This is a genomic window from Segatella copri (genome assembly GCF_026015625.1).
Lineage (GTDB): Bacteria > Bacteroidota > Bacteroidia > Bacteroidales > Bacteroidaceae > Prevotella > Prevotella copri_H.
The window spans coordinates 135790-158345 of the sequence record NZ_JAPDVG010000002.1; the positions used below are offsets into that span (position 1 = coordinate 135790).

The window sequence follows — 22556 nt, forward strand, 5'->3', positions numbered from 1 at the left end:
ACGTATTTGCACACAAGCAACGTATAAGTAATGTTGAATGTTGATTGTTGAATGTTGAATTACAACTTTCAGCACCATTCAGACTGTACATACAGTTGAAACTATGAACTTATTTAAAGAAAGTGTTCGGGCAATTAGTAATGCTCGGCTTTGACATCGCTGTCTTTACACCTGCATCCTATCAACGTCATCGTCTCTGACGACCCTCAATGGAGTTCTCATCTTGCGGCTGGCTTCGCACTTAGATGCTTTCAGCGCTTATCCAATCCAGACTCAGATACCCAGCGGTGCGCCTGGCGGCACAACTGGTAAACCGGAGGTCTGTCCATCACGGTCCTCTCGTACTAGTGACGGCACCACTCAAAACTCCCACGCCCACGATAGATAGAGACCGAACTGTCTCACGACGTTCTGAACCCAGCTCGCGTGCCACTTTAATGGGCGAACAGCCCAACCCTTGGGACCTTCTCCAGCCCCAGGATGTGACGAGCCGACATCGAGGTGCCAAACCACCCCGTCGATATGAGCTCTTGGGGGGGATCAGCCTGTTATCCCCGGAGTACCTTTTATCCTTTGAGCGACGGAGTTTCCATACACATCCGCCGGATCACTATGCCCCAGTTTCCTGCCTGCTCGGCATGTCTGCCTCCCAGTCAAGCGCCCTTATGCCATTGCACTCTTTGAGGTCGGTTACCAATCGACCCGAGGGCACCTTTGGAAGCCTCCGTTACGCTTTTGGAGGCGACCACCCCAGTCAAACTACCCACCAAGCAGTGTCCGCGTATCACGCGTTAGACCTCAGACAGCCAAAGGGCCGTATTTCAAGGATGGCTCCACGAAAGCTGGCGCTCCCGCTTCAAAGCCTCCGGCCTATCCTACACATCGGATGACCAAGGTCAATGCTAAGCTGTAGTAAAGGTTCACGGGGTCTTTTCGTCCCATCGCGGGTAATCGGCATCTTCACCGATACTACAATTTCACTGAGCTCATGGTTGAGACAGCGTCCGGATCATTACACCATTCGTGCAGGTCGGAACTTACCCGACAAGGAATTTCGCTACCTTAGGACCGTTATAGTTACGGCCGCCGTTTACCGGGGCTTCAATTCAATGCTTCCTCTTGCGAGTGACATCTCCTCTTAACCTTCCGGCACCGGGCAGGTGTCAGGCTGTATACGTCATCTTTCGAGTTTGCACAGCCCTGTGTTTTTGTTAAACAGTTGCCTGGACCTATTCTCTGCGCCTCGCTCATCACGAGGACCCTTTATCCCGAAGTTACAGGGTCAATTTGCCTAGTTCCTTAACCATGAATCTCTCAACGCCTTAGTATGTTCTACCCGACCACGTGTGTCCGTTTGCGGTACGGGTGCCGCATGGGTTAAGCTTAGCGGATTTTCTCGGGAGTATGATTACCCACACTATTGGATTCTTCCGAAGAAGACTCCATACTATCAAGTTCAGCTCGGACGGTGGATTTGCCTGCCATCCTCAACACCTACACTCTTCAACGGGGACTTCCGTCGCCCCGCGGTGGTTTCACTGCTCCGTCTCCACGTCGCCCCATGCGGCAGTGACGGAATATTAACCGTCTCTGCCATCGCCATCGCCGTTCGGCTTAGACTTAGGACCCGACTGACCCCGGGCTGATTGGCATTGCCCGGGAAACCTTGGTCTTACAGCGGGAGGGAATCTAACCCTCCTTATCGTTACTTATTCCTACATTTGCTTTACTCACCGCTCCAGGATAACTTACGTACACCATTCGACGCTGTGAGTATGCTCCCCTACCGATACTTTCTTAAATGCTATCCCGCGCCTTCGGTGTCTGCCTTATACCCGATTATTATCCATGCCCGGACCCTCGACTAGTGAGCTGTTACGCACTCTTTGAATGAATGGCTGCTTCCAAGCCAACATCCTAGCTGTCATAGGGACCAGACTTCGTTAGACTAACTCAGGCAGAACTCCGGGACCTTAGACGGCGGTCTGGATTCTTCTCCTCTCGGGGACGGACCTTAGCACCCGCCCCCTTACTGCCGGACTGCAAACCGTGAGCATTCGGAGTTCGTCAGGACTCGATAGGCGGTGAAGCCCTCTTGTCCTATCGGTCGCTCTACCTCTCACGGTGACCATCCGACGCGGCACCTAAATGCCTTTCGGGGAGTACGAGCTATCTCCAAGTTTGATTGGCCTTTCACTCCTACACTCGGCTCATCCAGAAGCTTTTCAACGCTTATTGGTGCGGACCTCCATCCCGTGTTACCGGGACTTCATCCTGGCCAAGTGTAGATCACTTGGTTTCGCGTCTACCCCCACTGACTGTGCGCCCTCTTCAGGCTCGCTTTCACTGCGGCTACGTGTCTCGTGACACTCAACCTCGCCAGTGACGGTAACTCGTAGGATCATTATGCAAAAGGCACGCCGTCACATCTTGCGATGCTCCGACCGCTTGTAGGCGTATGGTTTCAGGAACTATTTCACTCCCCTGCTCGGGGTTCTTTTCACCTTTCCTTCACAGTACTCGTTCGCTATCGGTCTCACGGGAGTATTTAGCCTTACCGGATGGTCCCGGCAGATTCGCGCAGGATTCCTCGTGTCCCGCGTTACTCAGGATACCGCTATGCTGCATTTCGCTTCACATACTGGACTATCACCGTCTATGGTCACATTTTCCAAAGTGTTCTGTTCACGATTTGCATACAATGTCGCGGTCCTACAACCCCAGCCACGCCTTGCGACGCCACTGGTTTGGGCTGTTCCCCGTTCGCTCGCCACTACTGGGGGAATCATTCATTTATTTTCTCTTCCTGCAGGTACTAAGATGTTTCAGTTCCCTGCGTTAGCTCTCAATCTTGAAGATTGAGTAACCGTCCTTCAGACGGCTAGGTTGTCCCATTCGGAAATCTTCGGATCAAAGGTTATTTGCACCTACCCGAAGCTTATCGCAGCTTATCACGTCCTTCATCGCCTCCGTGAGCCTAGGCATCCGCCATACGCCCTTTCTTACTTTCTTTACGACTGTATTTGTTATCTCGTTTATCATTGCTGATTACTCGACAACGAATAAGTAGCTCATACTTTCAGCTGTATTCTAACTTGTGAAATCTCATCTTGCGATTTGATTCACTTTAGTCTGAACTAAAGTTCATTACTTACAGTTTTGCTTGTGTCAATATGTCAAAGATCTTTTAAAGGTAAAAGGGTAAAAAGGTAAAAAAGTAAAATACTTCATACCGGCCTTTTCCTTTGGAGTGGAGATTGTGGAGTTGAACCATTTTGCTTGAGCCATCCCTATATATTATATTATTATAAGGAATCCCAGTCTCCTGTATTTGATTAAACAGATGGTGCGTACAAGAAGAGAAGCGAACTTTTAAATCCTGTTCCTAAATCTCCATAGGAAATTCGTCTCTCCAGAAAGGAGGTGTTCCAGCCGCACCTTCCGGTACGGCTACCTTGTTACGACTTAGCCCCAATTACCAGTTTCGCCCTAGGCCGCTCCTTACGGTCACGGACTTTAGGCGCCCCCGGCTTTCATGGCTTGACGGGCGGTGTGTACAAGGCCCGGGAACGTATTCACCGCGCCATGGCTGATGCGCGATTACTAGCGAATCCAGCTTCGTGGGGTCGGGTTGCAGACCCCAGTCCGAACTGAGACAGGCTTTAAGGATTTGATCCATTTTGCAAGGGACCGTCTCTCTGTACCTGCCATTGTAACACGTGTGTAGCCCCGGACGTAAGGGCCGTGCTGATTTGACGTCATCCCCACCTTCCTCACACCTTACGGTGGCAGTGTCCCCAGAGTGCCCAGCTTGACCTGATGGCAACTAAGGAGAGGGGTTGCGCTCGTTATGGCACTTAAGCCGACACCTCACGGCACGAGCTGACGACAACCATGCAGCACCTTCACAGAGGCCCCGAAGGGCGTCATTGTCTCCAAATCCTTCCTCTGCAATTCAAGCCCGGGTAAGGTTCCTCGCGTATCATCGAATTAAACCACATGTTCCTCCGCTTGTGCGGGCCCCCGTCAATTCCTTTGAGTTTCACCGTTGCCGGCGTACTCCCCAGGTGGGATGCTTAATGCTTTCGCTTGGCCGCTGACCTGTTCAGACCAACAGCGGGCATCCATCGTTTACCGTGCGGACTACCAGGGTATCTAATCCTGTTCGATACCCGCACTTTCGAGCTTCAGCGTCAGTTGCGCTCCAGTGAGCTGCCTTCGCAATCGGAGTTCTTCGTGATATCTAAGCATTTCACCGCTACACCACGAATTCCGCCCACTTTGTGCGTACTCAAGGAAACCAGTTCGCGCTGCAGTTCAGACGTTGAGCGTCTACATTTCACAACACGCTTAATCTCCGGCCTACGCTCCCTTTAAACCCAATAAATCCGGATAACGCCCGGACCTTCCGTATTACCGCGGCTGCTGGCACGGAATTAGCCGGTCCTTATTCATAAGGTACATGCAAAAAGTCTCACGAGACTCACTTTATTCCCTTATAAAAGCAGTTTACAACCCATAGGGCCGTCATCCTGCACGCTACTTGGCTGGTTCAGACTCTCGTCCATTGACCAATATTCCTCACTGCTGCCTCCCGTAGGAGTTTGGACCGTGTCTCAGTTCCAATGTGGGGGACCTTCCTCTCAGAACCCCTACTGATCGTCGCCTTGGTGGGCCGTTACCCCGCCAACAAGCTAATCAGACGCATCCCCATCCATCACCGATAAATCTTTAATCTCTTTCAGATGTCTTCTAGAGATATCATTGGGTATTAGTCTTACTTTCGCAAGGTTATCCCCAAGTGGTGGGCAGGTTGGATACGCGTTACTCACCCGTGCGCCGGTCGACGCCCATCAAAAGCAAGCTTTCGATGTCGTTTCCCCTCGACTTGCATGTGTTAAGCCTGTAGCTAGCGTTCATCCTGAGCCAGGATCAAACTCTCCATTGTAAAGTATCCTCTACATTTTTGTCACGACTCGGAAATAAAAGCAAGCTTTCATTTCTCTCGCTGCTCCAAAAATTGTAAAATATCATTTTTACCTAGCCTTGCGGCTTGGTTTGTTTGTTGTCTGTACTTAGGACGAATATCCTTTTCGTTTATTGAAGCTTAGTAAACCTGACTTGTCAATTTCTTGACGGTTCGTTTCTTTTACCCAGTCAACTTTCTTATTTCTAAGAAGTTAACCGCTTCTTGTACTACTTGTCTGTTTATGTAAAATCTTTCAAAGAACTCTTTCTTTTGTCGCTAAGAGAAAGTGTATTTCTCAAAAGCGAGTGCAAAAGTACTAACTATTTTTCATTCCACCAAATCTTTTCGCAAAAAAGTTGCTTTTTCAGCAAGTATTTAACATTTATAAAGATTTTAGCATTGCGATTTATTGTGTATACATTATTATATATATGCATGCGTGCGCTTGCGCGCATATGCGCTAGCGCGCGCACATGATTAAATTATGGTATAACTCAAATCATGCTTAGTTTTAGACAAAAATAGAAACAGAAAGATGAATTTTCCTCCGATATTTTTTGTCTATTCACATATTTATATTACTTTTGCAGCAGAATTACATAAGAAGCATTAAAACAAGAACAAGCATCATGAAAAGATTTACGATTATCATTTCTTTCATTATGCTCACCTTCATGCCGCTCATGGCACAGGTGAAGCAGACCGTTGCCGTTCTCGGTGACTCGTATTCCACTTTCGAGGGGTTCATTCCTAAGGGTTATGCCACCTGGTACTCACCTACTACTCCACCAGAAACTACAGATGTAAACAAGGTTGAGCAAACCTGGTGGTGGCAAGTTATCAAGGAAGGAGGCTATAAGATGGGAAATATCAATTCCTATTCTGGTGCTACCATCTGCAACACTGGCTATAATGATGCAGATTATACCGACCGTTCTTTCATCACCCGCAGTTCTCTTCTTGGCAATCCGGATATCATCCTGATTTGCGGTGCTACGAATGACAACTGGGCTGATGCCCCGCTCGGCAACTATCAGTATAGCGGCTGGAAGCGCGCAGATTTGTACTGTTTCCGCCCAGCCATGGCCAAGCTGCTTTCAGATATACGACAGCATTATCCTAATGTAGAGGTATATTTCATCTTAAACTCTGAACTCAAGGATGTAATCAATGAGTCGGTAAAAAAGATCTGCAACAAATATCAGGTTCCTGTCATTGCTCTTCATGATATTGACAAGAAAAACGGTCACCCTACTATCAAGGGAATGAAAAGTATTGCTGACCAGGTTCTGAAGGTTATAAAAAAGTAAAGAAATAATAAGGTTTAAATAGATAAATGATAGATTCAATACAAAACATTTTAGTTCAGGTTAGCGATTTCCTTTGGTCGTATATCATCATCACCGTCTTGATATGCTGTGCCCTGTTTTTCACTTGGCGTACCCGTTTCGTTCAGTTCCGCCTTATCAGAGAGATGATCAGGCTGCTGATTCATCCCGACAAGGTACAACCGGAAGAAATAGGACACGATGAACTGTCGATGGAGGTGAAAGTGGATGGCGAAATGAAACACATTTCTTCCTTCCAGGCATTTGTGGTAGCATTGGCTAGCCGTATTGGAACCGGTAATCTTGCTGGTGTGGCTACTGCTGTCAGCATCGGTGGACCGGGAGCCGTATTCTGGATGTGGATGCTGGCTTTACTGGGCTCAGCATCAGCTTTCATAGAATCAACTCTCGCCCAACTTTACAAGCGGAAAGGCAAAACATCTTTCTATGGCGGACCGGCCTATTATATGAAGTATGGTTTGGGAAAAGGATGGATGGGTATTCTTTTTGCCGTGCTGATGATCATTACCTTCGGCTTTGCCTATAATTCTGTGCAGAGCAATACTATCTGTCTGGCATGGCAGAAGGCTTTTGGCATCGAGCCTGCCACCATGGGAATTGCCCTCACTGTGCTCACCCTGCTCATCATCTTCGGTGGCATCCATAGAGTGGCAAAGTTCTCTTCTACCGTGGTTCCTGTGATGGCTGTCGTTTATCTTCTGATAGCTGTAGGTGTTGTTGTTTGGAATATCACCAGTCTGCCAAAGGTTCTGCTTACCATTGTTGAGAATGCTTTCGGATTCAATCAGGCTGCTGGCGGAGTTCTTGGCGTTACTGTGATACAGGGTATCAAGCGAGGTCTGTTCAGTAATGAGGCAGGTGAAGGTAGTGCACCGAATGCTGCTGCGGTAGCTACAGTCAGTCATCCTGTAAAACAGGGATTGATACAGGCTTTGGGCGTTTTTACAGATACGCTGGTGGTATGTTCCTGCACCGCATTCATTATTCTGGTGAGCGGTGTGGATCTTACGGCTTCAAATGGTATTCAACTCACCCAGGATGCCCTGACCCACGAAATCGGAAACATCGGCAATCCGTTTGTTGCGGTAATGATATGGCTGTTTGCCTTTAGCAGCATCATCGGCAATTATTATTATGGAGAAACCAATGTGAGATATATCAGGGACTCCAAGCTGGGTGTATTTGTCTATCGTCTTGCTGTAGCAGCAATGGTAATGGTTGGAGCGGTAGTATCTCTGGATTTTGCATGGAGTTTTGCAGATATCACGATGGCTCTTCTCACCCTCTGCAATCTCGTAGCCATCGTCCTGCTTTCCCGCCAGGCCGTCTTCCTGTTGAAAGACTATCGCCAACAGAAGAAGGAAGGTAAGAATCCTGTATTCACCAAGGATAAGATGCCAGAGATTGCTGATAAACTGGAGGCATGGTAAATAACAATGATGGATTTTCATTTTACGAAAATTTATCCTTCATACAAATCATCAACAAAATTCCCCGATACGAATCCTGCAGGAATACTGAGGATTCATATCGGGGAATATTTTTATGCACTAAACTATTTTATTTCTTATAGTAATCGTATAAGAAAGCATCAAGATAAGCACCACGCATGTTGGTCTTATAGAAATTGCCATCCTTATCTAGGATGAGACAGGCTGGTATACCATTGATGCCATACTCGCCCATCACCATACCGCCAAAACCTTCAGGATTGCGAACCTGTGTCCAGGTCATTCCTTCCTTGGCCATTGCCTTTTTCCAGTCGGCATCTCTCTCATCTACGGAAATACTGATGATGTTGAAATCCTTGTATTTCTCGTGTACCTTCTTGAGATGTGGAATTTCCTGACGGCATGGACGACACCAGGAAGCCCAGAACTCCAACATGGTGTATTCACCCTTCTTGATAAGTGAAGAAAGCTTCACCTGCTTGCCTTCAGGAGTGACAACGGTACCATCGATATAATGGTTGCCGATAGCTGTATGCTTTGCCATCTCTGCCTGCATCTGCAGCATCGGATATTGTGCAGAAGAACTCCAGTCGTTCTTCAACCAGCCCATCATCTCGTCAATCTGCTGAGAGGTATATGGGGTTGGTAAAGAAGAGAAACTCTCGAGAAGCAAGTCGAAGGCTACCAGAGAAGTGGTATGCTGCTGAATAAACAGACTGGTCTGATGGCGCATTTCCTCCTGCAACTTGATGGCTTCCTTGGCAAGGGCTACACGCTGTGCCAAATCGGTAGTCTGGTTGATACTATCATCCATCTTGTGCATCTTGTCCTGAATAGGTGACATCAGTTCAAGATAAGCCTGATAAATATCCTGAGTGGTAGAACCCTTTACAACAGGCTCTATCATACTCATATCACGCTCTGCAGGAAAACCGGTAAGGTCTACATCGTAGGTCATCGGCTTATTCTCTACATAGACTCTTGTTGAGAATATTTTCTGATAGTCAGGCTCAGCTGTACCAGGCTTGTTCATATCAATAACCATCTGATACTGCTCAGGCTGGTTAACTACCCCCTTGAGGGTGAACTCACCATTCTTGATTGTAACGCTATCCAGATTGGTAACACCTTCCAATCCATACTTCTGCAACATGACAGAACAGCCGTCCACGTTACCTTTAACCTTACCTTTCATCTCAAAATTCTGCGCGCTGGCAGCCATTGCAAGTACAAGACCGGCAAGTGTCATCATGCAAGTTTTCATTTTCATCTTATTCATTTTTTCTCGATTTTATTTATTATATAATGTTTATTGATTCACATATTCCGGATTCTGAACCAGAAGTTTATTGGCTCCCATAGATGCCTTTGGTATAGGAAGAAGATATCGGCGGAAGCTAGGAAGTTCTGCTTTCTCATCTTCTGTCCAACTCTCGAAACCACCCTGACGGTTATAACGGCAAAGATCGAACCATTCTTCCAGATTTTCGTTACTCATATCACACAACTTATGCTTGAGTATTTCACCCAGAAGATCACTGTCGGCAATAGCGTTCACATCGTCCTCAGTATATCCAGCACGTTCGATGACTGTAGCCAAGAGCGTACGAGCCTTAGCATACTGACCCTGACGAGCCTCTGCTTCGGCAGCGATATAATAGACTTCGGCAAGGCGCATGAAGTAATAAGAATCTTCGAACATAAATTCAGGAGTCAACTTGCTGTACTTGGCAATTCCAGTCATGCCTCCACCCTTGTATGCCCAAGTATAAAGAGGATCGTAGGAAGCTGCATCATCTTCACCTGGAGGGAATGGAAAATCTCCACCATCACCACCAGGGATAACGATACCGCCATCATCTCCATCGCCAGGCAATACGACATCACCGCCTTCACCTGGATTAGGAACAACAACGTCCCCACCCTCTCCCGGATCTGGAACAACGATATCACCACCTGTTTCATCATCAGGAACCAAATCATCAGCCACCTTTTTAAGGAGTGATCCTGGAGAGAAGGCAAACCAAGAAGCATCCATCAATTCATTCGGATTAGCAGTATAAGGAGCGAAAAGCATCTCCTTGGAATTGAACTGTTCTGTAAAGATATTAGCATAGTCGCTCTCCAGTTCATATCCTGCTGCTTCAGCCTCATTAATCACTTCTTCAGATAATCTTGCTGCCTCAGCATAATTATCCTGAGCCATATACATTTTGGCTTTCAAAGCCTTGGCGAAAACAGAACTCATGTGATAATGGTCTGCCGGATGCTGTTCGCAATGGGCGATGGCATTATCGAGATCTTCAGAAATCAGCTTGTAAGTATCAGCTACAGATGAACGCTGACGAACCTGGTTATCTCTTACCAACTCATCCTTGAAGAGACAGACTCCGTATTGGGAATCCTGCTTCCAGTATTCTCCGAAACATTTCAGGAGAGTGAGATAAGCCAAAGCACGCTGGCAACGAGCCTCTGCAATCATCTCCGTACGTTTCTCCTCGCTCAGTCCTGGTATATTCTTGTTGACATGTACCAGGAAGGTATTGGCCGCATTGATTACATTGTAATAGGCGGTATAAGCCGTCTCCACATTACTGTTATTGGTCTCGATATTCTCGGCAGCAAACTCATCCGCCCCCATCACCATCGCCTGAGTCTGGGTATGCGCCATAGAAGCGATACCATATCTCAAGTAAGATACACCTGTACTGCGCCAGGAAGCGTAAACACCATTGAGAGCAGTCTGAGCAGAAGCGGCATCGGTAATATAATTCAAATCGGTTACCACATGGTCTGGTTCCATATCATCGATACTGCCTATCAAGTCGCACGATGTGAATGTGAGCGCTGATACTGACAGTAACGCCAGAAATTGATATCTTATATGTTTCATAATCTTCGTTTCTTTGAATGAGTTAGAATTGCAATTTGAGACCGAATGAGAACGAACGGCTCATTGGATATACATCCTTTGTCTCGGTTGTCTTGGTAAAAGCATTTGTGGCTGCCATATCTGGATCCAAACCTGGCCAATCGGTAATGGTAAAGAGGTTGGTAGCGGTAAAGAACACCGATGCACCACTCACATGCAAGCGCTCTAACCATGCTGGCTCAAAGGTATAAGAGAGCGTGATGTTGCGCAAACGGAAGTATGAGTTGGAATATACATAGCGGTCGTTGGCCTGGGTGTTGGTATAGGCACTAGGCATCCACATCAACTTAGCATACTTGGCATCGGTGCGATCCGGTGTCCAGGTGTTGCCATACATCTCGCGCAAGATACTCATACCGATGGCTCCACTTGCTGATTCCTGCATCGTGCTGTAGTAGGCATCACCACCTAACTGATACTGGAAGAGCATAGAGAGCGTGAAGTTCTTATATGACAAGGTATTTGACCATCCACCGAATACCTTTGGCTCTAGGTTGGCAATAGCCGTACGGTCGGCCTCTGAAATATAGCCATCACCATTGGTATCTGCAAACATGTAGTCACCTACAGCAGCTCCATTCTGATAGAAACCATATCCCTTGGCCATAGCCTGTTCATTCAACTTACTAATCTGATCCTGACTCTGATAGATGCCTGCCACTTTATATCCCTTCACGGTTCCCATCGCATGACCTTCCATATAGAGATCCTGATGCATCATATCGAGGGTTGAACCATTGAGCTTGGTTATCTTATTCTTGTTGGATGAGATACTGAGCATCGTATTGTAGGTGAAATCCTTGGTGCGAACCACATCACCGCCGATAGAGAACTCGAAACCATTGTTGGTCAGGTCGAGAATATTGCTGTAGAATGTACCGATACCAAACTCTAAGGCGATAGGAGCTGGAGCCAAGGCACCATCAGTCTTACGGTGATAGATGTCAAAGCTACCGTTCAGTCTGCCATTGAATAAAGTAAAGTCGACACCAGCATTATACTCGGTTGTCATCTCCCACTTGATGTTCTTGTTTGGATAAGTAGAAGCAAGGGTGAGTCCGCTCTGTCCGCCATACTGATTACCATTGAAATACTGGATATAAGAAAAGTCTGATACGTTGGTGGAACCAGTCTTACCCCAACTCAAACGGAACTTCAGATCATCAATATCTCTTACAGATTCCAGGAAAGGCTCTTGATTGATGCGCCAGGCCAGAGAAACTGCAGGGAAAGTACCGCGCTTGTTACCCGGTCCAAATTTTGATGACTCATCGGAACGAAGACTGAAATCAAGCAGATAACGTGAGAGGAAATCATAGCTCAAACGACCATAGATAGAATTAAGACCACTCTTGGAATAAGTCTCGGTTGGCTTATTGACGGTGGTTGCAGAACTGGCATTGTTCAATACATCATCATTAGGGAAACCACTATAAGCCTGGTCGTGTTCCTTACTCCAATACCTGTCGGCACTATAACCAGCCATCACGTCAAAACGATGAGCTTCGGTAAGCGTGAACTTGTAGTCGGCACGGAAATTGATAGAAGTATTGGTGTTGCGATAGTTGCTCTCAGCCAAGGTTGATGTTGGCTCCATACCAAACTGCTCCGGGAGCGTAATCTTTGGCGAGAAATAACTGTTGCTGAAGATGAATCTGGATATATTGGCATCAGCATGAAGGGTCAATCCCTTAACAGGCTTAATATCAATGTAAGCATTGCCAGAGAACTGATCATTTTCATACTTCGTCTTGCGCTGGAGTTTAGCTACCGCATTGGCATCATTATAGGTATCAGTATAAAGACCGAACTTATCTACACGCTGGAAATTGCCATCTGCATCGCGTACAGCCAAATCCGGACGGGTCATCCATCCGTCATTATCATATCCCAAGGCAGGATCGTTGCTTCCACTCTTGCGTGAAGAATAGGTATAATCGAGCACACCTCCCACGGTGATGTATTTGTTGATTTCAGAATCTATAGAGAGTCTTGCACCATATCGCTCCATACGGTCATTGAGTAACAGACCTTCCTGGTTCATTCCGTTGAAAGAGAAAGAATAGTTGGTTTTGTTGCTTCCACCTCTGACAGCCACATTATACTGATGTGTAGGTGCATTCTTGTTGATTACCTCATCTGCCCAGTTGACATTATCCTTGCCATAAAGACTCTCATTAAGACCATTATAGGTATAAAGACCCGTTTCTTCATTGAGCGAAACATTTCCATACTGGTTAAGAATATAATCAAAACCATACATACCTACCATCGAACTGCCGTCGTTCATGCTATTTACAGTATTACGCAGAATCTCGTCCTGCACATTCTTGTATTCAGAAATGTTCAATGGCTTATAGTTTTTGATAGGATTACTGAACGAGAATGTGTAGCCGAAATCTACCTTGGTCTTCTCATTGCGCTTTCCGTTCTTGGTCTTGACAATAACGACACCATTGGCTCCACGAGATCCATAGATCGCAGTAGCTGCGGCATCTTTCAGCACATCGATACTCTCAATATCGTTTGGTGAGATATTGATGAGCGGGTTGATGCCGGTATCCTCCATAAAGGTAGGAACGCCATCAATGACATAAAGAGGCTGATTGTTGTTACCTTTACCCGATTTAGGATAAGGAGATGTAATACCGCGGATGTTTAACTTGAGAGATGAACCAGGCTCACCATTTGCGGTAGTAGCCAATACGCCCTTTACAGTACCCTGAAGAAGACCATCGAGGGTTGGTGTGGTAGCAGCCAACTTGCTTATCTGTTCCTGACTCACGGTAGAGATAGCGGTAGTTACATTCCTACGGCTCTTGCTGCCGTAACCGATGACAACGAGATCATCTAGCGCAACATGATCCAACTCCAGCATCATGTTTTGCTCTTTTACGCCACGAAATTCAATACTCTTCGATTTGTAACCAATGCTGGAAAATACAATTTTAGGATGCGCCATAGATGGAAATTCCAGTATGTAGTTACCATCAGCATCAGTGATAACACCATAGCTTGTGCCTTCGATCTGCACCGTGACACCTACCAGAGGATTTCCCTCTGAATCAATCACTCTTCCTTTTACAAAGGTATGACCTTTTTCTTGCACATTTTCAATACCAGCCGCAAAACTAGTTTGAAATGGAAGGGCTGCCTGCACAAAGCTGGCTGAAGTTGCTGCCAAGAAAAGCAACAAGCTTTTTTTCTTCTTCATAATAACTGAATGTTAGTTAAACTTCATGTTCATGGCACAAAAGTATAAAAAATATCTAAAACTGTAGCATCATGTTACAAAATTAACTTATTTTATACACATATTCCTGCATTTTCTCCTATTTTCCTTACATTTTCCCGGTTTTTAAGTCTTTTTCTCTAAAAAAATGCTATCAGTAAGCGTTCAAATCAAACAAAGTGTATTCTGTTCTCCGTAATACATTATTTAAAGAGGATCCCATAGCTTTTGTGTTATGGAACCCTCCCCTACTCTACTTAGAGTATCATTTCTTCATATTCCAGTCCGAAGACATCCGCTACGGCCTTGAATACCACCTTTCCATTTACGATATTCAAACCCCTATACAGGGCTTTATCCTCCTTGCAGGCCTTTCGCCAACCCTTATCAGCAAGCGCCAATGCATATTTCAGCGTAGCATTGGTCAAGGCAGTAGTAGAGGTATTCGGCACAGCACCAGGAATATTAGCTACTGCATAATGAACGATTCCATCGACCATATATGTCGGATCAGAATGTGTGGTTGGATGCGATGTCTCGAAACAGCCACCCTGATCGATTGCTACATCAACAAGTACAGTTCCTGGCTCCATCAATTTCAACATATCTTTCGTGATAAGATGCGGCGCCTTATCACCTGGTACGAGCACACTACCCACAACGATATCCACATCTGTCAATTCTCTACGAATATTATGCTCGTTGGAATAGAGCGTGTGTACATTGATAGGCAGCTCCATCTCTAACTGACGAAGACGAGACAAACTGATATCTGTAATCCATACATCAGCACCCATTCCTGCAGCCATTCTTGCTGCAGCTTCTCCTACGGTTCCGCCGCCCAATACCAAAACCTTGACGCGGTTCACACCAGGTACACCACTCATCAGTTTCCCTTTTCCTCCCTTTGTCTTCTGCAGATAAAAAGCACCATTAATAATGGCCATTCTTCCAGCTACTTCACTCATCGGAATGAGTAAAGGCAAATGGTGGTTATCTGTCTCCACAGTCTCATAAGCCAGACAGACAGCACCACTCTTGAGCATAGCATCGGTAAGTTCCTTGTCACAGGCAAAATGGAAATAAGTGAATACAAGCTGGTCTTGATGGATAAGTGGATATTCCTCAGCGATAGGCTCTTTCACCTTTACTATCATTTCCGCCTCACGATATACACTCTGAATGTCGGGTAAGATTATGGCTCCTACCTTTTCATACGCTTCATCAGCAAATCCGCTGTTCTCTCCAGCCGTATGCTGAACCATCACTTCGTGACCATGTCGAATGAATTCAGCTACTCCTGCTGGTGTCATTCCAACACGATTCTCATTATTCTTAATCTCTTTTGGAATACCAATTTTCATGATGTTATAGTTTTAAAGGTTCGACATCAGTTTAACTCTGTAAAGATACTGAAAATTTCAATAGGTTGTATGCACTTAGAGGAAAAATTAACATATCTTATATAAACTATTCCTGTTGAATATACGTATTTTAGTTTATTAGGCAATTAGACTAAACGAACATTCTAATTTTATACATGATAGATATTCTACAAAAAGAATAATCAAAATGCTGAATTATAAAGCGTTAACATGTTAGGTTTGTAATATACATGTTTATTTATCTCACCAATCATTAGATTATTATAATTGCTGGCAGTTAGTATATTTGATTAAACGTAGTTTTGTATTTTCGTTTATTATAATATAAGTCTTTACGACTATTAGTTTATCGGTTCTTAAGTTTATATGACTATACATAGATATGTTTATTAATATGTTAGTATAATCATTTATTAGCATATTCGTTTATTAGTATAAAAGTCTATATAAATATATGTTTAATAGAATATTCATATATAAGTTTAATTAATTTGTCCGTCTATTAGGATATTCATATTTTCGTTTAGTAGCATATTCGAAGTGATGCTTATTCTTCATGAAGATTGTTAGAAAAGTATAAAAAAAAGGATATTTACAAAGAAATAAGAAGATAAATTCTTTTATATCAACTATTTTGGCTATTTTTGCAACCAATATTAGAACTAAAGAACATTAGATAATCCAGAAATAAGACTTTTAGTCTTTCCGAACGAAAGAATATAAGTCAATTCGTTTATTCTAATTGCCAGCAATTCTAATATATGTAAATTGTATTAAACAAAAACGTGAAATAAGGAAAAAAGAAATATGAAACATGAACTACAGGAAATTGTTGCAGTAGTGAACAACAAGGGTGGAGTAGGCAAGACGGCTACTGTGCAGTCTCTGGCTTCTGGCATAGTCCGGTTGAATCACAACCTCAGGGTTCTGGTAATAGACTTAGACCCACAATGCAACCTCTCTTCGCTTTTCGGAGTGAGAGATAACGAATATGATAACATATACAACGCCATGTGCAAACAGAGTGGTGTGCCAGTCTACAAATGTAAAAACGGAGTATATGCAGTTCCAGGATCTGCTCAGATGGAAAATATAGAACAACACCTTCCAGGAGGCCCTTCACTGAGAGAACAGATGAAGAGCTACACGGTATTACTGGGATGCTTGCAGGACAACGATTGCCATGACATGACAGGAGAAGGACTGAAAAACGTATTTGATGATTTCGACTACATTTTCATCGACTGTCCTCCAGCACTTTCCAAGAACACTTATAATGCTTTGGTTGCTGCGAGCAAGATTTTGATTCCAGTACAGATGGAAGCATTATCTGTCAAGGGAGTAAGTGAAGTACTCAGCGTAATGGATGAAGTGAAGGAGTTCCACATGAACGATAATTTGGAATTACTTGGACTCCTGCCAGTTATGGTAGATGAACGAACCAAGATTACCAAGCAGTTGAGCAAACTTTTAGGCGAAAAACATGGCGACTTAATTCTGCCTTGCCGTATCCGACGCTCTGTAAAGTTCCTGGAAGCTCAGGCACACGGACAAAGCATATTCGAATATGCACCTTACTCAAGTACAGGTATCGATTACGAAATTGCTATCAAGCGCATGTTCAACATCAAAATCTAATCTTGGTAGGGTAGGTTGAAACATGTAATAATAAAACAAAAGAAGATAAACTTATAAAATATAAGAATTATGGCTGTAGCAAAAAGAAATTTAGAAGAAATTGGTGAGTCTCTTGAAAATATGGGTATGAACGACCGACCAAGTTTATTAAACACAGAAATGGCTAAAAGCGAAGAGGATAAAAATATATCTAAAGGTGGTCGCAAGAGAAAAAGTTACTGGACTGCAGAGGAAAGACGCACTAGAACGAGTGTGGCTACATATCTTAACAAGGAAGAACTCCTTCTCCTCAAGATGAAATGCCTCTCAGATGATATCCCACAGGAAAATCTGCTCTACAATATCCTGATGGATTACTTGAAAAAGTAAGCAAACAAAAAGTAGTTATTAAAAGGGTGAAAACCACAAAACTGTTTACCTAAAAAAGCGCTAAGCTTAAAAATAAGGTATAAGTTCCTACAAAAACCACATTTTTGTTTACCAAAAGAATGATAATTATAGATTATTCTTTATAATAAATTATATATTTCTTATTTATTACAGAAAGCATAATAGCTTGATTAATAATGAGTTATGTTTGAAATGGTAAATAGAAAAGTGGTTTTAGGTAAATAGGAATATGGTTTATGGTAAATAGCTTGGTGGTTTCGGGTAAATATTTATGTGGTTTTAAGTAAATAAAAAAGTGGTTTTAGGTAAACAACTTTGTGGTTTATGGTAAACAGAAATGTGGTTTTTATATGAGTGAACCAAAAGGAAACAAGAATCTGGTGTGGATTAACACACCTTTTTCGCTGACAAAATTGGATAAGCAATATACATTATTGCAACAAAACATATTGATGGTTGCAAGTACCCATCTGCAGAAGTATGTTGAAGAGTATTTTACCGAGAAGAGAGTGCTTGGAGATGCACGCTCCGACTATCTTTTCGAGAAAGGAATAGAGCATGCTGTTATGGAGATTCCGCCCATCAAAATAGACATCAAGGATTTTCAGGTATCAACGGAGTTTCATAATTATAAGAATCTGCGTGATACGCTGAAGAACGATATCCTCAACCTGTCGGTGCGTGTAAAGACGGATAGCAAGACAGAGAAGATACAGCACGTATTTTCAAACATCGAGATTCCGACAACGCAGAAAGGCTATACAAAGAGCGATGGTGAGAAAGTAGAACGCATCAAGGGTGAAGTAATACTTGAGATAGATCCAAAACTCACTATGAGCCTTTTTGATATGCGTCAGGGATATATTCACCATATCTCCATGATTGCTAAATATTCCAAGAAGGTGAATACACCTCGACTCTATATATATCTGCTTCGTCAGATGGGACTAGACAAGAGCTTGGATGTTAAGGTTGAGTTTTTGCCGATGAAACAGTATTTGGGTCTGGTAGAACTTGATGAACATGGCAATATTCTGCTTGACGACAAGGGGGAGCCTGTGATGAATAAATATCCTAAATTCTCGCAATTCAGAAAACAGGTACTCGATGTGGTAAGGGAAGATCTCAACAGAATGGCTAGTCGCAGTGAGACAGATATCGTATTTGATGAATTTTCTGAAGAAGACTTTATTTATCGGAACGGAAAGCATAAGGGAGATCCTGAATATGTTATCTTCCATATCAAGCGGACGGATGTAGGTATCAATCATATCGGAGATAAAGATGCAGATATTGCTCGTCGTCTGAATGAAAAAATAAACCGTAATAGGGGAAAGAAAACATCTGATGATGCCACGCAGCAGGGAGATCTTTTTGCGCATGTATATCAGAATCCTGACAAGAAGATAGAAGTAGACACGACTCAAGGTTTTGAGCAATGGAATCAGTTTATTTCGATGGTACAGGATACCAGTCAGCAAGCCCTGTTGGGCAGATGCAAATTCATAGGAATCAAGAATGACAGATTCTGTATTGCTGCTAGTGATGATGATTTTGCTGCTTTGAAAACATCGGGTCTTGAAAGACTGGCACAAGAATTTTTTGACTGTGTCGGTTCTTTCATGCCTGTATTCTATAGAGGCTAAGCAGAACAAGAAAGCAGAAGAGGAAGTAGGGGAGTACCGTACTTCCTCTTTTTAGTATGTAAAACCACATTTCTGTTTACCTACTTTTAAGAATGGCTTATCATCAAAACCACAAAACTGTTTACCTGAAATGTCATGTATATAATTCATTCCATTTTGAGGTTATATTAATTATTTACCAAATCCCGTGTTATAATTTGATATGTAATAAGTTACATCATTTTTATATCAGTCTTTTATTCTTAGGTAAACAGTTTTGTGGTTTCTGGTAAACAAAATAGTGGTTTCAGGTAAACAGTTTTGTGGTTTTTATCTTGATAAGATACTTTTTTTTATCTTATTCTATTTGAAATCCGGCACCTGAATACAAATTGAATATACGCATAACTATCAGTATATTAGTATATTATGTAAAACGCCTAAAGAAGTTGTCTAGACATTTTGATTCTTTCTTTAGTAGCAACTGAATAAGAATTTAAAAACCACAAAACTGTTTACCTGGCAGAACGTTCATCGATTTTTCTCATAAACCACATTTCTGTTTACCTGTTTTTCTCATGAATTTAACTAGGTAAAAACCACATTTCTATTTACCTAAAGAGGAGCAACTGCTTTTTGCTAGGATAGGTAAACAGTTTTGTGGTTTATGGTAAACAAAATAGTGGTTTCAGGTAAATAGTTATGTGGTTTAGGTAAATAGAATAGTGGTTTAGGTAAACAAAAATGTGGTTTGTGCTACAAAAAGCAGTGATTTTTGGTAAACAACTTTGTGGTTTATGCGTAGTTTTGTGGTTTTAGGTAAACAGTTTTGTGGTTTTCTCCTTATAGAGAATCAAATTCATAATTGCCTAATTGTAGAATTGACTAATTGCCGGAAAAACTACAAGTAAGTTTCTTTTTAGGTTATTATTTTGTCATTGAACTGCTTTCAAGTAAGAAACATTTTAGTAAGAGACTGACTCAAACGTTAGTTGCTGCTACAGTATTATATAATAGTGCCAAGAAAACCCAATGGTCTTTTAGCCTTTGGATTTTCTTGGCACAAAATTTAGCCTTAATCTGTTTCCTTATGTTTATGTAAACGGCTGATTATCTTGTAGCCTCTTCCGTATCTTTTGCCTTTTATTCCAATCAGTCCACCATTATAATAATTCAGAACTTCATTTTTATGGAGTCTTGATAGGGTGGTGTTGAAACAGTTTATCTTGAGAGTAGGATAGAGTTGCATAGTCTTATCAATAAGACTCTCTTTGGTTTGCGGGAGGGACTCCTCTGTTAAGACTTTTACCATCGTAGATGCCAAAGAAGGTTTGGAATTATCTTTCAGGATAGTCTTTTCTTTTTTCTTTTCCTTCTTCTCCTTCTTCTTATGGTTATCTACAGTTGGAGTGGCAGTCTTTTTCTCTTCCTTCTTTGCCTGTTTGACAAAGGATTCCGCATTGATGTCAAGCTTCAGTCCCAGAATTTCCGAAATGATGTTCTTGAGGACATAGATGAACAACTCGCTGTCTTTACTCTTGAGTGAGGTCTCTTGTTTCCAGTAGCGACTCTTGAAAGCAAGTTGGGTCAACTCTTCAATCTCCTGTTCAGAAATATCTTCTTTGTTAGCGAGACGTGCATTGGCCACATTGAGGAATGAAGCAAAGGAGAAGGTGGAGAATTGACTCGGAATTACGTATGTGAAAATATGATTGTTTTCTCCCTTTGCTGAAGGATGTTTGAGATTAATCATACTCATCCCTTTTACCAGAGCAATTAAAAAAGCCATGCTGGCGTATGAGAGATTTGTATTTTCAACCTCACAGATTCCTTTATAGTCGAGGTTCTTATCCGAGATAAAGTTCATGGTAAAAATACCATAGTTAGTCCATTCTGTAGAATGGAGCAACTGCTGGAGTGTGGGATCTTCTGGTGCACCCAAGCCTCTGTTAACGCTATCTATATAGCGACGCATTGTTTCTACTTCTTCCCATTGGAGAAGTGAATCATCTCCCGGCTCATGGTTTCTGATGCAGCCGATGGTTCCCAGTCTGATAACATCAGCAGAAGTTGAAGTTCGCAGGTGATTTGCGAGCTTGGCAAATAAATTAGGCATCCAGTCGAAATCATCAACCGGTGAATCTATATAATCTTCCTGATAGTGATTGTTATCAGTAAAATCTAAATCTTGATACATGCTATATTTTGTAAAAAATTGAATTCAAATCTTTCATTTGCAAAGGTAAGAAAAAATATTCTATTCTCCAAATTTTTGGCTAACTATTTGAACATCAGAGTATATTTTATGGTTTTGTTTGCTGAAAAATTACAAAAAATGGTCTTACTTGTAAAAAAAGACAGACTTTTTAATAGTTTACAGGTCAAAAAGTGAGAAAGAATCTGTATTTTTTCTTGTATGATTAAAATGTTTTTTGTAACTTCGCAGCATGATTTAACGTGAATAATAATACTTATATATAATTAAGGTGAAAGCATTTACATATATCCAGCAAGGAAAGTTTGGCTTCACAGAAAAAGGGAAGCCTACGATAATAGATGAGCATGATGCCATCGTAAGAGTAACGCTGAGCAGTATCTGCACCAGTGATCTTCATATCAAGCATGGTTCTGTGCCTCGCGCAGTACCGGGGATTACTGTTGGCCACGAAATGGTAGGCATTGTAGAGGAAGTAGGGGAGAGGGTTTCCCATGTGAAGCCGGGAGACAGAGTAACCGTGAATGTAGAGACCTTCTGTGGAGAATGCTTCTATTGCAAGCATGGATACGTGAACAATTGTACTTCTCCACATGGCGGATGGGCTCTGGGATGCAGAATCGATGGCGGGCAGACGGAATATGTGAGGGTTCCTTATGCTACAACCGGCTTGAACAAGATTCCTGATTCGGTAAGCGATGAGCAGGCGCTCTTCGTTGGCGACATCCTTGCTACTGGATTCTGGGCTACGAGAATATCTGAAATTACTGAAGAGGATACAGTCTTGATTATCGGTGCTGGCCCTACGGGTGTCTGCTGTTTGCTTTGCACCCTGCTCAAGAATCCGAGAAACATCATCGTCTGTGAGAAATCAAAGGATAGGCGAGAGTTCATACAGAAGCATTATCCGCAGGTGATGGTTGTTGAACCGGAGGATTGTGAGGCATTTGTCAAACAACATAGTCTGCATGGGGGAGCTGATGTGGTGATGGAGGTTGCAGGTGGACCTGATACCTTCCAGCTTGCCTGGAAGTGTGCCCGTCCTAATGCCATCGTCACCATCGTTGCGATGTATGACAAGCCGCAGATGCTTCCGCTTCCTGATATGTATGGCAAGAACCTCATCTTCAAGACGGGAGGTGTGGATGGATGTGACTGTGGGGAAATCCTTGATTTGATAGCCCAGGGAAAGATAGATACCACTCCTCTGATTACCCATCGTTTCCCGCTTTCAAGAATAGAAGAGGCATACGATGTCTTTGAGAACCGCAAGGATGGAGTCATCAAGGTGGCGATATTTCCGGGATAAACAAGAGAGGGTGGGGCATAACTCCATGACCCACCCTCTCTTGTTAAAATGCAATGTTCTG

The 22556-nt window shown here is 43.2% G+C and carries 11 protein-coding genes and 2 rRNA genes; 6 read left to right on the top strand and 7 right to left on the bottom strand.

The window, feature by feature from the left end:
- Positions 1–114 precede the first annotated feature (114 nt).
- Positions 115–3012, bottom strand: a 23S ribosomal RNA gene (locus ONT19_RS16180).
- Between the two features lie 404 nt (positions 3013–3416).
- Positions 3417–4948, bottom strand: a 16S ribosomal RNA gene (locus tag ONT19_RS16185).
- Together the 16S and 23S rRNA genes form the textbook arrangement of a ribosomal RNA operon.
- Before the next feature lie 650 nt (positions 4949–5598).
- Between ONT19_RS16185 and ONT19_RS16190 the strand changes: the two genes are divergently transcribed.
- Both ONT19_RS16190 and ONT19_RS16195 read left to right on the top strand, forming a co-directional pair.
- Positions 5599–6279, top strand: coding sequence for an SGNH/GDSL hydrolase family protein (locus ONT19_RS16190; RefSeq protein ID WP_264953443.1), 681 nt, complete (start codon positions 5599–5601; stop codon positions 6277–6279).
- Between the two features lie 26 nt (positions 6280–6305).
- A complete protein-coding gene (locus tag ONT19_RS16195; RefSeq protein WP_264902844.1) occupies positions 6306–7748 on the top strand; it encodes an alanine/glycine:cation symporter family protein in 1443 nt (480 codons plus the stop codon).
- 130 nt (positions 7749–7878) lie between these two features.
- Here ONT19_RS16195 and ONT19_RS16200 read toward each other — a convergent pair whose 3' ends face one another.
- The 4 genes from ONT19_RS16200 to ald form a co-directional block, all read right to left on the bottom strand.
- Positions 7879–9048: a TlpA disulfide reductase family protein gene (locus tag ONT19_RS16200; protein WP_117695611.1), complete on the bottom strand. Its 1170-nt coding sequence runs from the start codon at positions 9046–9048 to the stop codon at positions 7879–7881.
- A gap of 30 nt (positions 9049–9078) precedes the next feature.
- Positions 9079–10662, bottom strand: coding sequence for a RagB/SusD family nutrient uptake outer membrane protein (locus ONT19_RS16205; protein ID WP_264953444.1), 1584 nt, complete (start codon positions 10660–10662; stop codon positions 9079–9081).
- 22 nt (positions 10663–10684) lie between these two features.
- Positions 10685–13915, bottom strand: a complete 3231-nt coding sequence (locus tag ONT19_RS16210) for a SusC/RagA family TonB-linked outer membrane protein (protein ID WP_264953445.1) — start codon at positions 13913–13915, stop codon at positions 10685–10687.
- A 275-nt stretch (positions 13916–14190) separates the two neighbouring features.
- On the bottom strand, positions 14191–15297 hold the full coding sequence (gene ald / locus ONT19_RS16215; protein ID WP_264953446.1) for an alanine dehydrogenase: 1107 nt from the start codon (positions 15295–15297) through the stop codon (positions 14191–14193).
- A gap of 828 nt (positions 15298–16125) precedes the next feature.
- Here ald and ONT19_RS16220 point away from each other — a divergent pair.
- The 3 genes from ONT19_RS16220 (at position 16126) to ONT19_RS16230 (ending at position 18992) form a co-directional block, all read left to right on the top strand.
- Entirely contained in the window at positions 16126–16956 is an 831-nt protein-coding gene (locus ONT19_RS16220; protein WP_006848166.1) for a ParA family protein, read from the top strand.
- A 69-nt stretch (positions 16957–17025) separates the two neighbouring features.
- Positions 17026–17325: a hypothetical protein gene (locus tag ONT19_RS16225; RefSeq protein WP_006848167.1), complete on the top strand. Its 300-nt coding sequence runs from the start codon at positions 17026–17028 to the stop codon at positions 17323–17325.
- Between the two features lie 470 nt (positions 17326–17795).
- Positions 17796–18992 (top strand): RepB family plasmid replication initiator protein, encoded by a 1197-nt coding sequence (locus ONT19_RS16230; protein ID WP_203031485.1) that lies wholly within the window; start codon positions 17796–17798, stop codon positions 18990–18992.
- 1054 nt (positions 18993–20046) lie between these two features.
- Here ONT19_RS16230 and ONT19_RS16235 read toward each other — a convergent pair.
- Positions 20047–21168 (bottom strand): hypothetical protein, encoded by a 1122-nt coding sequence (locus ONT19_RS16235; RefSeq protein ID WP_264953447.1) that lies wholly within the window; start codon positions 21166–21168, stop codon positions 20047–20049.
- 289 nt (positions 21169–21457) lie between these two features.
- Between ONT19_RS16235 and ONT19_RS16240 the strand changes: the two genes are divergently transcribed.
- On the top strand, positions 21458–22495 hold the full coding sequence (locus ONT19_RS16240; protein ID WP_264914484.1) for an alcohol dehydrogenase: 1038 nt from the start codon (positions 21458–21460) through the stop codon (positions 22493–22495).
- Positions 22496–22556: the final 61 nt, after the last annotated feature.